At 62.6% G+C, this 15070-nt stretch carries 13 protein-coding genes; 6 read left to right on the forward strand and 7 right to left on the reverse strand.

What is annotated here, in order from left to right; genetic code table 11:
• From BMZ17_RS07375 to BMZ17_RS07385, 3 genes are all read right to left on the reverse strand, one after another.
• Positions 1-984, reverse strand: coding sequence for an oxidoreductase (locus BMZ17_RS07375; protein WP_093137678.1), 984 nt, complete (start codon positions 982-984; stop codon positions 1-3).
• Positions 985-1123: 139 nt separating this feature from the next.
• The gene (locus tag BMZ17_RS07380; RefSeq protein WP_093137680.1) at positions 1124-1567 is read right to left on the reverse strand and encodes a cupin domain-containing protein; all 444 of its coding nucleotides are present in this window, start codon (positions 1565-1567) and stop codon (positions 1124-1126) included.
• Between the two features lie 10 nt (positions 1568-1577).
• Positions 1578-2060, reverse strand: coding sequence for a carboxymuconolactone decarboxylase family protein (locus BMZ17_RS07385; RefSeq protein WP_093137683.1), 483 nt, complete (start codon positions 2058-2060; stop codon positions 1578-1580).
• A gap of 360 nt (positions 2061-2420) precedes the next feature.
• Here BMZ17_RS07385 and BMZ17_RS07390 point away from each other — a divergent pair, with 360 nt between their 5' ends.
• Genes BMZ17_RS07390 through BMZ17_RS07400 form a run of 3 tightly spaced genes read left to right on the forward strand, consistent with a single transcriptional unit; the run spans position 2421 to position 6491 of the window.
• Complete coding sequence (locus tag BMZ17_RS07390) at positions 2421-3860, forward strand: efflux transporter outer membrane subunit (protein WP_093137686.1); 1440 nt, start codon at positions 2421-2423, stop codon at positions 3858-3860.
• Positions 3860-5473 (forward strand): MFS transporter, encoded by a 1614-nt coding sequence (locus BMZ17_RS07395; protein WP_093137688.1) that lies wholly within the window; start codon positions 3860-3862, stop codon positions 5471-5473. Before BMZ17_RS07390 ends, BMZ17_RS07395 begins: the two co-directional genes overlap by 1 nt.
• A complete protein-coding gene (locus BMZ17_RS07400) occupies positions 5442-6491 on the forward strand; it encodes an HlyD family secretion protein (RefSeq protein WP_254775210.1) in 1050 nt (349 codons plus the stop codon). The genes BMZ17_RS07395 and BMZ17_RS07400 overlap by 32 nt, the downstream gene beginning before the upstream one ends.
• A 32-nt stretch (positions 6492-6523) precedes the next feature.
• Here the strand turns inward: BMZ17_RS07400 and BMZ17_RS07405 are convergent, their stop codons facing one another.
• The 4 genes from BMZ17_RS07405 to BMZ17_RS07420 all read right to left on the reverse strand — a co-directional run bounded on the left by BMZ17_RS07405 (position 6524) and on the right by BMZ17_RS07420 (position 11727).
• Positions 6524-7258 (reverse strand): SDR family oxidoreductase, encoded by a 735-nt coding sequence (locus BMZ17_RS07405; RefSeq protein WP_093138100.1) that lies wholly within the window; start codon positions 7256-7258, stop codon positions 6524-6526.
• Positions 7259-7413: 155 nt separating this feature from the next.
• Positions 7414-8040: a response regulator gene (locus tag BMZ17_RS07410; protein WP_093137693.1), complete on the reverse strand. Its 627-nt coding sequence runs from the start codon at positions 8038-8040 to the stop codon at positions 7414-7416.
• 140 nt (positions 8041-8180) lie between these two features.
• Positions 8181-8585, reverse strand: coding sequence for a hypothetical protein (locus BMZ17_RS21130; RefSeq protein ID WP_175485428.1), 405 nt, complete (start codon positions 8583-8585; stop codon positions 8181-8183).
• Between the two features lie 49 nt (positions 8586-8634).
• Positions 8635-11727, reverse strand: coding sequence for a sensor histidine kinase (locus tag BMZ17_RS07420; RefSeq protein WP_093137697.1), 3093 nt, complete (start codon positions 11725-11727; stop codon positions 8635-8637).
• A gap of 315 nt (positions 11728-12042) precedes the next feature.
• On the opposite strand from BMZ17_RS07420, the gene BMZ17_RS07425 reads away from it, so the two are divergent.
• The 3 genes from BMZ17_RS07425 to BMZ17_RS07435 all read left to right on the forward strand — a co-directional run bounded on the left by BMZ17_RS07425 (position 12043) and on the right by BMZ17_RS07435 (position 14829).
• Positions 12043-12804 (forward strand): SDR family oxidoreductase, encoded by a 762-nt coding sequence (locus BMZ17_RS07425; RefSeq protein ID WP_139202817.1) that lies wholly within the window; start codon positions 12043-12045, stop codon positions 12802-12804.
• Between the two features lie 37 nt (positions 12805-12841).
• Positions 12842-13822 (forward strand): LysR family transcriptional regulator, encoded by a 981-nt coding sequence (locus BMZ17_RS07430; protein ID WP_093137701.1) that lies wholly within the window; start codon positions 12842-12844, stop codon positions 13820-13822.
• A 515-nt stretch (positions 13823-14337) separates the two neighbouring features.
• Positions 14338-14829, forward strand: coding sequence for an Ohr family peroxiredoxin (locus BMZ17_RS07435; RefSeq protein ID WP_093137704.1), 492 nt, complete (start codon positions 14338-14340; stop codon positions 14827-14829).
• Positions 14830-15070 lie beyond the last annotated feature (241 nt).

Genomic DNA, 15070 nt, shown 5'->3' on the forward strand with positions numbered 1-15070 from the left:
TCATACCGGAAGCGATACGCCGGTTAGCTGCTCGCTCAACGCCCATAGCCGCTCGGCTTTGACCGGGTCAATCGCATAACCGCGCACGCCGACCCGCTTGGGATCGACACCTGGCTCAGGCTCGGGCGCGATGACGGCGACATCGCAGTCCTCCAGATAGAGCCCGCCCAGATCGTTCAACTGTGCACTGGTCGCAGCCCACACACTGGTGGCCGCGCCCTGCTCGACGCTCTTCAGCCCGCGGGCAAGATCGGCCACGGGCTTGCCGTCTGCATCAAAGGCGCTCGCCGCTTCCAATTCCTCGGCGCTCATATGCCGAGACAGCTCGGTGATGATCGCCCCCGGGTGAAGCGCGAAGGCCCGCACGCCCTCTTCCCGTCCACGCGCGTCCAGACCGACGGCAAACATCACGTTCGCCGTTTTGGACTGACCGTAGGCAATCCAGCGGTCGTATTCGCGGCGCTCGAAGTTTGGGTCTTCAAAATCCACGTCACTGAAGAAGTGTCCACGGGACGAAACAGAGACCACGCGCGCGGCGCCAGCGCTTACCAGCGCAGGCCATAGGCGGGCCGTCAGCTGAAAGTGCCCCAGGTGGTTGGTCGCCAGCTGCTGCTCATAACCGCGCGCATCGCGTTGCAGAGGACATGCCATGATGCCAGCGCTATTGATCAGGATATCCAGCGGCTGGTTGCGCGCCAGGAACTCTGTAGCGAAAGCGTCGATAGAGGCCGGATCGGTCAGGTCCATTTTCAGCACCTGCACATCGATTCCGTGCAGGGTGCGGCTTGCCTTGTCGAGGTCACGGGCGGGCACCAGCACATTGGCGCCGGCGTTACGCAGGGCCCGGACAGTCTCGACACCGATACCCGAATACCCACCGGTCACGATGGCCTGCAGACCCGACAGGTCACGCCCCTCCAGAACTTCTGACGCGATCGTGGCAGCGCTGTAGCCGGTATGCAGGGGATGTTGTGAATTTTGCATGGGGGCTTGCTCCTTCTACTCAGGGACAACAACGAAAAAGGAGCAGCATGTCGAGATCTTCATCGACATGCCGCTCCACCGGAGAGGATGGGGCCAGCTACCGCCCGAAACTTGCATCTGCTTGCACAGGCACCTCAGTTCACGGCGGCAGCACGATCGGCTTGCCCTTGTCCTTGAACAGCACGACCACGAACTTGGCCGGCTTGTCCTTGCTCGCGTTGCGGCCGACGGTGTGGATATCGCTGGGACCTTCGTAGAAGGTCTCACCAGGACCGATCTCCTGTTCGGGCTTGCCCTTTACGCCCATGACGATACGTCCCTCCAGCACATAGACCACGGCGTGGGCGTCGTGGCGATGGACCGGATCGATGGCGCCAGGCGGGAAATCCACCACGATGGTCTCGATCTCCTTGCCGGGCTGATCTGCCAAGGGCTGGATCATCAGTTCGGTCACCGTGGCGTGCGGCAGCTTGTGCACACGCGGGAACTTGCCCTGGTCGGCGGCAGCCTTGGTGGTATCAGCCGCGAACGCCGGCAATACCAGGCAGAAGGTCAACAGTACTGCGATCAGTGAATTGCGCATGGTGGCTTTCTCACTCCAGTCCGGCTTTGTCGAGGCCGAAGGCCTTGTCTGCGGAGCCGGGCACGCCCTTGAAGGCAACATTGACCCGGTTCCACGCATTGATCTCGGCCACCGCCCAAGTCAGCTCCACCAGTTCCTGATCGGTAAAGTGGTCCTTGGCATCGGCGTAGATCTCATCGGGGATGCCGCGACGATCCAGATGCGTCACCGCTTCGGTCCATTCCAGGACCGCACGATCGCGTGCGTCGAACAGGGGCGACTCGCGCCAGATGGCGATGTGATGCAGGCGCAAGGGGCGTTCCTTGTGCAGCGTCGCCTCCTTGATGTGCATGTCCAGGCAGAACGCGCAACCATTGAGCTGGGATGCACGGATGTGCACCAGGTCGAAAATGGTATTGCCCAGCGAAGACGCCTTCTTTAAGGCCATGCTGAACTCGACGAACTTCCGGAATAGGTCCGGAGCCGCCTTCTGATAGTCGATACGGGCACTCATAACGCGTTCCTCTTCAGATGGGAGCCGGTGCGGCCAACGCCACAACCTGATCGCCATGCTGACTCGCACCTGTTTGGGCCGGTAGGCATCCCGCTGGACGCAGGCTGTTTCCATCCGTGCACCAATCCCGCCAGATCAGCTTCAACGCTTCTCGCCGACTAGTGTCCTTGCCTGCGCAGTGTGTGCGCGGCCTGCCTGTCTTGATGTGTGCGGATCAGGAAACAGTCCGTCGACGCCCGCATCGATTGTCGATGCGGCAGTGGGGCAACACCATGACGCGGACTTCCGCCGCTCGCCTATCCGATGCCCTTGCCTTCGTTCCAGGCACGTTGTTCTCCACTGCTGCCCGCATCGCTGGCCATGCTGGCGGTGGTCCTGACCGGCTGCGTCTCCACGCGCGACATCCAGACACCTGCAATGCCCGATGCCGCGGCCGCCACGACCGCATGGGCTCAGGAGCTGGAGCGCGAGACGGCGCTCGAGACTTCATCCGCCCCCACACAGTGGTGGGCGCTGTTCAACGACCCGCTGCTGATCTCACTTGAAGATCAAGCCAGTGACAACTTTGATGTTCGCGAGGCCACCGCGCGCATCGATGAGGCGCATGCGCTCTTGGGCATTACACGGTCGGCCCAGTCGCTGCAGCTCGGTGCCAGCGGCAGCGCCAGGCAACAGGGTCTAAGCGAGAACGGGCCGCTTGCACGACTGGGCGCTCCCACTGAGGCCACCGATTTCTACGAAGCCGGATTCCAGGCTTCTTGGGAACTGGATCTGTGGGGACACCTGCGCTACCAACGACAGGCAGCTTCGGCTCGCCTGATTGCAACGGGCTTTCGCCACGAAGCAATGCAGGTATCGGTTTCGGCAGAGGTCGCGCGGACATACCTGCTCCTACGCGGCATCCAAGCCCAGCTCGCCATCGTGCAAGGGAACAGGGACATTGCCACACACCTTGTCCAGGTTGCCGAGAGCCGGCATCGCAACGGGGTGGCCTCCCGCCTGGACACGGCTTCGGCTAATGCAGAGCTCGCCTCGCTACAGGCCCGTACGCTGCAGTTGCAACAACAGCGCGATGGAGTGACGAACGCCTTGGCGCTGTTGCTTGCTCAACCACCGCGCGTGCTGGACACCCGCTTGGCCTCCGCGCCGTTGCCCACGATGCCCGCGCGTTTGCCGGTAGGCCTGCCATCGGAACTGGCGCAGCGCCGACCTGACATTCAGGAAGCCGCCGCAACGCTTCGCGCATCCGTGGCAGACATCGGTGCAGCGCGCGCGGATTTTTATCCGCGCATCCAGCTCTCTGGGCGCCTCGGAGTGGAGGCTTTCGATGCAGATAACCTCGGGGATTGGGGCTCGCGAACATTCGCCGTTGGCCCGGTCATGCACCTGCCGATCTTCCAGGGCGGACGCCTCAAATCCAACCTGGCGCTGACCCAAGCACGCCACCAATTGGCGGCGATCCGGTACCAGCGCACCGTCCTGGCTGCCTGGCACGAGGTGGACGCGGCGCTGCGCGCCTACCAGACCGAACGTATGCGGCAGGAAGCACTGCAAGACGCCCTGCAGCAGTCGACGATTGCGCTTTCCGTCGCGCGACGCGCATATGGCCAAGGCAGCGTCGACATCACCGGCGTGCTGGTCGCCCAGCGCGCCCTGCTTGGCACACAGGCAGCACTGGCCGACTGTGCGACGGCCTCGGCGCTGTCTGTGGTGTCGCTCTACCGCGCGCTCGGTGGTGGCTGGTCGCCTGCGTTGGCGGCTCCAGCAGCCGATGGCCAAGCTCCGGCGGGGGCCCATTGATGGCCGCCATCGTGCAAGGACCATCGCTGAGCCAAGCAGCGCCGGCCGAAGGGCTGGGCCCAAGGCTCATCGTCGGGCTTACCGGCGTGCTGCTGGCGGCCCTGATCGCTGGACTGAATAATCGCGTCCCCGGCCTGGCGTTGCCCGACCTCCGCGGCGCGTTGGGGCTTGCGCAGGACGATGCCTCCTGGCTCACAACGGGCTACTCGGCAGGTGAGTTGGCCGTGATGCCCTTCGCGACCTGGTTCGCGGTGACCTGCTCGCTCAGACGCACCTTGCTCGCATGCCTGACCCTGAACTTGGTACTGGCTGGCGCCTTGCCATTGATCCAGGACCTGCACCTGATGGTCGGCCTGCGTGCGCTGCAGGGGTTCGCCTCCGGTGCACTGATCCCCTTGTTGATGATGTCGGCCCTGCGCTTCCTTCCGCCACAGGTTCGGCTCCATGGGCTGGCGTTGTTTGCGCTGACGGCGACCTTTGCGCCGAATGTATCGCTCTGGGTCTGCACCTTTGCCTTGGACCACCTGCAGCACTGGCAGTGGGTGTATTGGCATGTCATCCCCCCGGGCGTGTTGGCACTGGGGCTGATCTGGTGGGGGATGCCCAAAGCGCCCGCGCTGCCCCAGCGCTGGAGGCAGGGAAATTGGTTGGGCATGGCACTGGGACTTCCTGGTTTAGCACTGCTCGTGGTCGGCCTGGATCAGGGCGTGCGCCTTGAGTGGACCCAGTCGCCACTGGTGCTGTCGTCCCTGGTGATCGGATCGATCTTTACTGTGATCTTCCTAATCAGCGAGTGGCTTCATCCTGCGCCATTCATGCGCCTCCAGCTCTTGGCACGGCGCAACCTGACAATCGCTTTTTCGGTCTTCGTGCTGTTGCTGATTGTCACGACCGGTGGCGTGGGCCTGCCAACGAACCTGCTCGGCCAGGTGCAGGGGTTGCGCGTGGAGCAGGTCGCCTCCCTTGGGCTACTGGTCGGCCTTCCGCAGCTGCTCCTCGGCCCGGCAGTGGCCTTGTTGCTCTATCGCCGCTGGATCGACGCGCGGGTCGTCATGGCTGCGGGCTTGGCCAGCATTGCCTTTGGATGCTGGCTGGGCGCCAAGGTGGACAGCAGCTGGCTGACCCAGGAGTTCTATTTGCCTGCGCTCTTCCAGATGGCCGGACAACCCATGGCGATCGTGTCGTTGCTGTTCCTGGCCACCAGTGTGGTGCAACCTGCTGAGGGGCCATTTGTCGCCGGCATCGTGAACACCTTGCGTGCGCTCGGCACCGTATTAAGCACCGCATTCACCGCGCAAGGCATGCAGGCCAGGTCGACCTTCTACTCGGACATGCTCCTGGACCATGCCACGCAAGCCTTTTGCGGTCGCGCACCTGACCTGACCTCCCTCGGCACCTTCGCCGGTGCCATCGCACAGCAGGCCGCCGTGCTTGCGGCATCTGACCTGCTACGGATCTTCGCGCTGATCGCCATCTGTTTAGGCCCTATGGCCCTGTGCATGCGCTACATCGCGCCTCCGGCACGCACAGCGCGCGCGCCACAACCATCGGCTGCTGGTCCCAACGGCCCTAATGCCCCTCATGCCTCTGGTGATCAAGATGAGCCCCGTTAATCGCTTTCGTTTGATCTGCGGTACGGCGGCGCTGGCCGCCATCGTGCTGGGGATCATCCTGCTCAACCACAACGAATCGCGTGCCGATCGACAGTCGACCGATGATGCCTACGTGCGGGCGGACATGACCGTGGTCGTGCCACAAGTCACCGGCTTGATCACCCAGCTGTCGGTTCAGGAGAACCAAGCCGTCAACGCTGGGGACCTATTGCTCCGGATCGACGACCGGGACAGCAAGATCCTGCTTGATACCGCCCAAGCCAAACTCGCAAGTGCCGATGCCACGGTCGCTAGCCTGCATGGCGCCCTGGAGCGCCAGAACAGCGAGATCGCACAGGCTCGCGCGACATTGGATATCTCCGGCGCGAGCCTGCGGCTGGCCCAAACGAACAAGGCGCGCTTTGAGAATCTGGCGAGCGATGGCTCAGGCACCTTGCTGGCTGCCCAGCAGGCCGACGCAGAATCGCGCGTCCAGCGCGCGTCCCAAGCCAAGGCCAGTGCAAGCCTGAGATCGGCGGAGCAACAGACCAAGATCCTCCTGGCTGAGCTCGCCAAAGCCGAAGCTGCCTGGGACACCGCCAATGCCGAGGTGGCCGCTGCGCGCCTGACGCTGTCTCGGACCCAGATCCTCGCGCCCACTGCGGGCGTCGTGGCCCAACGCAGGGCCAGGTTCGGCGGCTATGCGCGTGTAGGCGAACCACTGCTGACCCTGGTCCCGCTGGATGCGCTCTATGTCGAAGCCAGCTTCCGCGAGACGCAGCTGGCTAGGGTACAGATCGGCCAGCCCGTGGAGATTGTGATCGATGCCCTGCCCGGTGTGCTGCTCAAAGGGCGAGTCGAAAGCCTTGGGCCTGCCAGTGGCGTGAGCTTTTCACCCATTGCCCCACATAACGCGACCGGCAACTTCACGAAGATCGTGCAGCGCTTGCCCGTCCGCATTGCGCTGTCCAGCGCACAAAAGGACATCGAGCGCTTACGTGTGGGCATGTCGGTACGACCGGAAATCGCGATCGACTAACGCTGTTGCTGCGCGCTAGCTCAGCCAGGGGATCACCAGGCGAGCGCTTCGCCGAGATAGCTATAGGTACCGTGCGGGCCCGCAGGTCCAATCAGCGCAAGGTCCACGCTGCTGCGCGCGCCCAGCGGAACGTCGATATCGCCTTCGCCGCGATTCATGTCGGTGCGCACGTAGCCCGGATGGACGGCGTTGACCCGGATGTTCGTGTCCCGCAGCTCCCATGCCAGCTGCAGCGTCCAGGTGTTCACCGCAGCCTTGCTGACGATGTAGGCCGGGGTATTGAAGTCGTAGCTCGGCGAAGCTTCCTTGGTGTGCAGCGACAGCGAGCCCAGCAGGCTGGAGACATTCACGATGGTGGCGCTCGGCGCCAGGCGCAGCAGTGGCAGGAATGCCTGCGTCACTGCGATCAGGCCGAATAGATTGGTGTCAAACGTGTGGCGCCAGACGTCGAGCCGCTGTGCCGACGGCTTGCGCGCCGGATCATCCACCATCACCCCGGCGTTGTTGACCAGGATGTCGAGCTTGTCGTGCCATGCGCAGATGGAGGCGGCAGCGGCATCGATGCTGCCAGCATCGGTGACGTCCAGGCACAGCGCTTCGACATCGAGTCCTTCAGCACGCAGGCATAGCGCTGAGGCCACCGCACGCGGCCAATCCCGGCCCGCGAGGTAGACCCGAACGCCCTCCTGGGCAAGCTGGCGGGCTGTTTCAAGCCCGATGCCACGCGTTGCGCCCGTGACCACGGCGACCTTTTGCGTACTGCCCATGCGAACCTCCAGGGCAGCGGTGCCCACGTTGGTGATCTGCATCGGCCATGCGCCCTGCAGATGCGCACTGTGCGCATGGGTTTACCGTAAGCGGGCGGTGGCAGGGCTCACAAGATCGCGACGATGCGACGCTGCGCTTCTGCGAATGCAGCAATTCAGTCGATCGTGATGATGCCGCGCTTCAGTGCGATGGTAACAGCGTGGGTCCGGTCATTCGCATCGAGCTTGGACATGATGCTACGCATATGGGTTTTGACCGTGGCCTCACCGAGGGTGAGGATCTTGCCGACCGCCTTGTTGGAATTTCCCAAGGCCACCAGGCGCAAGATCTCCACTTCCCGCTCGCTCAAGCGCTGTCCACTGAGATGAGACATCACGTCACCTGCAATCTCGGTGGAGAGCACCCGTCGTCCGGAGAAGACGTCGCGGACCATGTTCACCAGGTCCTTGCGCATCATGTCCTTGAGCATGTAGCCAGAGACGCCGGCAGCGAATGCATGGAAGACATGCATGTCCCCACGAAACGTGGTCAACATGATCATCTTGGCCGTGGGATCTTCGGCGTGGACCGAGCGTGCGAATTCATGTCCATCCATGTTCGGCATCTGCAGATCCACCAGGATGACGTCCGGGCGTAACGCACGGAACTGGACCAACGCTTCTGCGCCGTCGCCCGCTTCTCCCACGACTCGCATATCCGGTTGCTGATTCAGCAGCAACGCGATTCCGTCCCGCATGAGCGGATGGTCATCGATCACAAGTATGCGGATAGGTTGGTCCATGCACGTCGTCCAGTCTCGATCCATAGGGGGAGCCGCGACGGCGCCGCTAGCCTAGCCCTCGTGGCTCACCTCTGCCTCCCCCAAAAGGCGTAGCGAAACCTAAGCCTTCATGGCGCCGGGCGCCAGCCTGTCGGGTGATTTCAGCAGAGCACCGCCTTCCTAGCATGTCCGCATCCGTCGTCAGGAAGCACGCTGGAGGCTGGTTGACCATGGCATCGACTTGCACGCAGGAAGAACAGGACACGGCCGAGGGCCGCTCTAAGGCCCCAGAGCGGGTCAATCCGCTCTCCCCAGACCAGCTGGAGCGCGCCTTGCGATTCATCGACCGAGAGCTCAGTCGCGTCCTGCGCCTGGAAGATGTGGCGCGCCAGGTCCACCTGAGCCGCTTCCAGTTCTCCCGGAAGTTCAGCGTCACCACCGGATCCAGCTTCACGGCGTACCTGACCCAGCGACGCGTGGCGATCGCGCGTGCGCGGCTGGCTGAGAACGTGCGCTTGTCGATGACGCACCTGGCTCAGGATCTTGGCTTCTGCGACCAGGCGCACTTCAGCAACGCCTTCCGTAAGCAAACAGGCTACTCGCCACGCGAGTTCCTCAAGCAGTGCGCCGCCCAAGCAACGATGCCGCCCGTACCCGCCATCCCAGGCGATCGCAGATTGCCAGAAGCACGGACATGCCAGGTCGCCGGCGCGCATACGCTGAAGCCGCTGGCACACGCACTGTAACCACCGCCCCGGAGCCGTCGGTCACGTTGCAGGCTTCAACCGAGCCGCCCACGCGCTGGGCGCGCTCGCGCATACCCGCCAGTCCCCAATGCCCGTCCCGGCCTCCAGCGCTCAGCACCTCGTCCGGGATACCGATCCCGTCATCGATAACCTGAACGCTGAATGCGCGCGCGTCGTAAACGACGGCGACCTTGATGTTGGTCGCTTGCGAGTGCCGGAGTGCGTTGACCAATGCCTCTGACACGATCTTCTTGATCTCGTCTGTGGCTTCGGGCGTCATCTCCACCCGCTCACCTTCTTCGCTCATGGTGAAGCGAACTCGGCTTCCGCCGCGTAGCGACTCCAGGATCTCCCTGAAGTAGTCACTGAGGTCAATGGCACCTTCCAGGCCGCGAAGATCGCCCAGCCTCTCACGCCCTTCGCGCACCAACGTGTCCGCATTATCCAGCGCTGTTTCCAGCGATCTGCGGTTCGGGTCACCTTGGGTCAGCCCATCGCTCAGCACCTGCAGATGCAGCATCAAACCCTGGATGCCCTGAAGCATGGTGTCGTGCAGATCTCGCGCAATGCGCTCACGCTCTTTCGAACGCTCCCGCAGCCGATCCCTGACCTGAGCCGCTACCTGTAAAGATCGCAACCAGAACGCAAACCAGAGCACCAGCCCGCCGATCACGACCACCAGGGCCTTGAACCAAAGATGCTCGTGGAAGAACAGCGGCACCTCGATCCTGCTCTGCGCGCCAACCTTGTCCCAGACGCCATCCTCATTGGCTGCAATCACGCTGAAGACATGATTGCCTGAGGGTAAATTGCTGTAGCTGGCCTGATTAACACCGTGGACCTCGCGCCATCCCTCATCGACGCCTTCCAAGCGGTAGCGGTAGCGCACCTTGGCCGGATCGGTCATCGAGGGTGCAGCGAACTCTACCGAGAACGCGCGCGTCCCCTGCGGCAGCGAGATCTCGCTTCCTGCACGCACGGTGGTCCGGTCCGTCGAGACGGTCAGGATCTTGGCCCGTGGCGCAACGACGTTGCGCGGGATGTTCTCAGGGTTGATACGGACGATATTGGCAGCAGAGAACCAAAGCGTTCCGTCATCCGCCTCCGCCGCGTTGGGGAGAGGCGGGGTCGGCGTGGCGCTCCCTTTAAGGCCATCGCGGAAATCAAACATCTCCGCGCGCACGGCGATCGAAGGCGTGCGCATGAAAGCGGCAAGCTCGGCCTTCGGGATCCGCACCAGCCCGTTGGATTGGTTTATCCACAAATCACCGCCCCGGGTCAGCAGCAGCGAGCTGACGCCCATCAACCCAACGCTGGCGCGCAGGCGTACGAACTTGTCCGCCAATAGCAGGTCCACGCCTTCTTCGCCTCCGATGGCAACCAGGTCTGCACGCGCGGCGACGCTATAGACCGTTCCCACGCCCACACCTTGTTCGGGCCCATATTCCTTCAGTGTGTGGCCGGCGATGGCGAAGATCTTGTTGTTCGCATACCCGGCCCAGAAACGCCCATCCTCGCCTAGGGCGTAGGAGCGCCCATAGCGCGGCATCTCGGTGAACCCGCCGCGATCCATCCACTGACCGTCGTGCCAGCGATAGGTGCCTCCAGGATGGGCCGTGAACCAGACGCCCCCAGCCTGGTCGACGCCAATGGCGGCCACATAGGCGCCATCAGGCATCTCGGGAAGGGCGAGCGTGGTGATGCGTCCATCCTTGATCTGGACCAGCGCGCGTTGATTGCGTCCGCCAATCCAGACCGTGCCAGCGGCATCCTCGTAAATGCAGGTACCTTCCTTGATCGGCAGCGGCATGTTCGTCAACGCCGCGCCGCCTTGGCTCAAGCCGGTCTCGTAGCTGAGCACCATCAGGCCATTGCCCGTCGCCGCCAGCCCGCCCGACTGGCCCACCCATGGCTCGATCAAGCGATTGGTGCGCAACCGCGCAAGCCCATCATAGGTGGCTGCCCAGTAATTCCCTTCCCGGTCGGCTAAAAGATCCCTCGCCGCAAGTTTGCCGAGCGCATCGTCCTGCTCAACGATGGCCTGCCTCGGGAACGCGCCATTCGCATCCGAAGCCTGGTTGGGATTGGCATTGGCCACGCGCAAGCCAACCTCTCCCGCCATCACAAGTACATCGGTGCCGACCGACATGACCAAGTGGCCTTTTTCCCCCGGCCAGCGCTGGATCGCCTTGGCGGAAGTAAAGGCCGTCAGCCCGTACTGGATATCCTGATACCAGACCGTGCCGTCGGCAGATTGGGTGAAGTGTCCCGCCTCTGCCTGCGTAGAGAGCTTGGCGATCGCGCCGCTTCTCGGGTCACGACGTAGCACTCCCTCGCTGGAGGCAATCCAGAGTGCATCGTCCTGTGCACGGAAAGCTGAGTAGTAGGTCGTCCGATAGGCATCCACAGGTGGAAGGATGGATTTCCAAGCATCGGCACTGCGCATCAGGACATCGTTGCTCGTCACGGCGACTGGTTGATTCGAAGGCGCCATCAAGAGCTGACGAATCGGCCCGACAGCCGCGGGCAAGTACTCTTCCTGCTTCAGGACAGCATCTTCAAGCAGCGTGACACGGCTTCTTGCTCCGACCCAAAGGCCGTTGTTGTCAGTCGCAGCCAGCGCCCAGATCCCGGACGGCACGGCGGCATACAGCGGCGGCTCCATGCGCGTGAAATGCACGCCATCAAATCGGTACAGGCCTGTCCCGGTGCCCAACCACATGAAGCCGTCGGAGGTCATGGCCAAGGCCCTGACGTCCGAAGGTGCGCCTTCCGGAATGCCCCAGGTGCTGACCGTGTAGCGCGGCCCAACAGGAAACGCATGGGCTGCACTTGAAAGACTTGCCAGAACAAATGGCACCAGCAGGAAAGCCAGCACTTTTCGACAAGCCGAGGCCAAGCGCGCAAGTTCTTCGACTGTGCCTGAAGTCAGCAACCGATACGCAGAAGTGCGCTTGCCCATGTGCAGATCCTGACCTCGGAAGAATTGGACTGATCGCTTGGCCAATGACCTCCAAGCGCTGCCGGTGCCTGCTCCCCTACGCGCTCGCGGTAGACGAAATCTCCATGCGCTTAAGGCCAATGGCGCAATGCTAGTCACGCCTGGCACGTCCGATCAATCCTTTTTTGCTCGGAATCAGCTGCTTTCAAAACAAAGATGTTAACGGCAAACATTTACAAGCTCGGCGCCGGTCCACGTGCCACATTCAAATTCTCACATCACGACTCACTCCGGCTTCCCGCCGGAACCTCACCCCCCCCCTCATTGGAGGTCGCGATGGACAACAAGCGTGTGGTGCTGATCGGAGATTCTGGTGTCATCGGTAACTTTCTGAGCGAACGCTTGACCGCGTCGGGCTGGAAGATCGTGCGCCTTGGCGACATTGATGTTTCTCAGAACAAGGCGCTGGAGAAGCTCAAGGCTGCACTTCAACGAAGTGATGTGGTGATCGACCTGACCACGCCACCGAGCTACGAATCCAAGGTTTGCCGGGAGTACCTCGTGACGATGACCAGGCGACTGCTTAAAGAAGAAGTGGGCGCGAAGATCAGTCACCACATCCTGCTGTCGACCGTAGGCGCCGATCGCCTCCCAGGCAATGGCTACTTCGAGGCAAAGGCCGCACAGGAGGCGGTGGTGGAAGCCGCCAGTGTTCCATTCTCCATCATCAGGAGCACACCCCTGTTCGACGTCATTCCCGGTATCGCCAACGCCAGTGGTAGTAGCGGCAACATCAAGGTCTCCACGGCAATGTTCCAGCCCATCGCCTCAGAAGATGTTGCCCTGGCCCTGGCCGATGCGGCATCCGGACGCCCCATGTACGGCTGCGTGGATCTGGCAGGCCCGGAGCGCGCACCGTTTGACGAATTCATGCGCCGCTATCTGGCGATCCTCGGGGATCAGCGCTGCGTTGAGGCTGACCCCAAGGCGACCTACTTCGGCGGCCGTACAAGCCAGATGTCGCTGGTTCCCGTCAGATCGGCACGCATCGGACGTACAAGCCTATCGGCTTGGTGCGAAAGCACTGCAGTGCACTGACGTTACTGCCCGCTCAACTCGACCCTCGCTATCTCACATGACCGCACAGCCACCGCCGATCGACAGCCTGGCCGCCAGCTTTTCGGCGAGCTATGCCGGCGTTGTCGCTTTCATCGCCGTTGCCAATGAAGGCAGTTTCGTCCGTGCGGCCGAGAAGCTCGGCGTAGGCCGCTCGGCGATCAGCAGGAGCGTGCAGAAGCTGGAGGGCCAGATAGGCGTCCGGCTGTTCCAGCGCACAACGCGCACTACGTCGCTCACGCGCGAGGGCGAGTTGTTCTACGAGAACTGCAAGCCTGGGGTTGCCCGGGTGGTGCAGGCTATCGAGGACATGTACGAGCTGCGCGAAGGACCCTTGCGCGGCCGGCTTCGGGTCCAGGCGGGACTCGGCTTTGGTCGGCACGTGATCGCGCCTCTGGTTTCAGAGTTCGGCCAGCGGCACCCCCAGGTGTCCTTGGAACTGGTCCTCGATGATCGGCCGATCAATTTTGCAGGCGATCGGATCGATGTCGCTTTCCTCGATGGGTCGCTCGATGATGCCCAGATCGTGGCGCGGCGACTGATCCCCATGCAGTGGGTTGTGTGCGCCTCCCCTGCGTACCTGAAGGAACGCGGGGCGCCGACCACGTTGGACTCGTTGTCCAAGCATGCCAGCGTCTCCGAGATCGCCACCAATGGCCGGTCACGCTCCTGGAAGTTCCACGTTAATGGGCAACGCCAGATCTATGCGCCCCCCTCCAGCCTCGGCTTCAACGATCCGGCGCTCGTACTGGACCAAGTGCTTGCGGGACGAGGCTTGGCCCAGCTACCCGCGTACCAGGTGGCCCACCATTTGTCCCAAGGTCGCCTGGTGGCCTGCTTGGGCGACCTGACGCCGGACGACGACGGGCATTTTGTCGCCTACCTCAGCCGGGAGCACATGCCGAACCGTCTCAGGCAGTTTGTTGATTTCATGGTGGAGCGCGTACGCCTGCTGGATATCGATTGCAGCGGCTTCCTGGCCAGGGCGGCGTTGCCCTAGCGATGGCGCCGCTTGACCATGAGATGCCGGGCTCGCAAGCGATCAGAACGACGCGCGCGCACGACATGCTTGGAGCCGTGCTGTCTGACTTCCTGACCACTGCACAGCACGACGAGTAACAAGGCCATCATCAACAGGCCAATTGATTCAACACTCATGGGAGGCTTCCTCAAGGATGAGCCTGGGAGGACAAGGCACCACCAAGACTCGGGCCACTATCGTGTGCGCCCAGGCACCCCGAGGGTAGATCTCAGAGACGGCGCAGATTGCTTCCATGCGAGCACCAATCGCCGTCTCCGCTTTCAAAGTGCTCGCGCAAAGACCTATGTCTTGATTTTCCGGGCATTCGGCACCGGTAAAGAGCATCACCTGGCACGCAAGTCCTGGCAGTTGCATTGTTGATCTGCAGGCAACGAGGCGTATCCCGACACGGAGCTACCGACCGACTGACGCCAGGACTATCGTCGTTTGGTGGGCATGTGCTCACCCTTTAGACCGATGACCTGCGTTTTGCCATGAGTCCCTTGCACCCCCCCCCGCTCAACCTGCTCGACAAGTTTCATGGCACCGAGCCGCTGCCGCTGTATACCGCACGCGTCTGTGTGGAAGGCGGCGAATCCGGACACGGCCGGGCGTCGGGACGCGTGCGTTCGGACGATGGCGCCCTAGTCGCCGATCTCAGACTCCCGGTCGAGCTCGGTGGACCGGGCGGTGGCACCAATCCCGAGCAGTTGCTGGCTGCCGGGTATGCCTCCTGCTTCCACGGCGTGTTGGTGCTTTTTGCGTCCAATTCCGGCATTGCGCTGACGGATCTTTCGATCGACGCAGCTGTCACCTTCGCCCGTGATCCGGTCGACGGTCTGTTTCAACTCTCTGCGAACGTTGTGGTGCACATGCCAGGCATGGATCCAAGGCAAGCGGCGGCGCTGGTCCGACAGGCAGAGAGAACTTGCCCATATACCAAGATGTTCCGGTTGGGAATCAGCCACTCCATCGTCGTTGCATAGCCGTTCTTACGCAGCGCGCGCTGTGTCGCCACTGATATCGGCCTCTACTGAAGACACCGCCGGTAAGTGCCGCATCACGATCCAAGAATTCAGGCGCGACTTGAATTCAATTGAAGCACCGCTGCGCGCCGCGCAGTGCGTTACGCAAGGAGCCCTCCTGTGAATCCCCCTCCTGATCACGATTCGACCGGCGGACTGACACGCCGGGACTTCCTCGCAGCCTCTGCCGGCATGGCCGCCA

It is taken from the genome of Pseudoxanthomonas sp. GM95 (assembly GCF_900109775.1).
Classification (GTDB): Bacteria; Pseudomonadota; Gammaproteobacteria; order Xanthomonadales; family Xanthomonadaceae; genus Pseudoxanthomonas_A.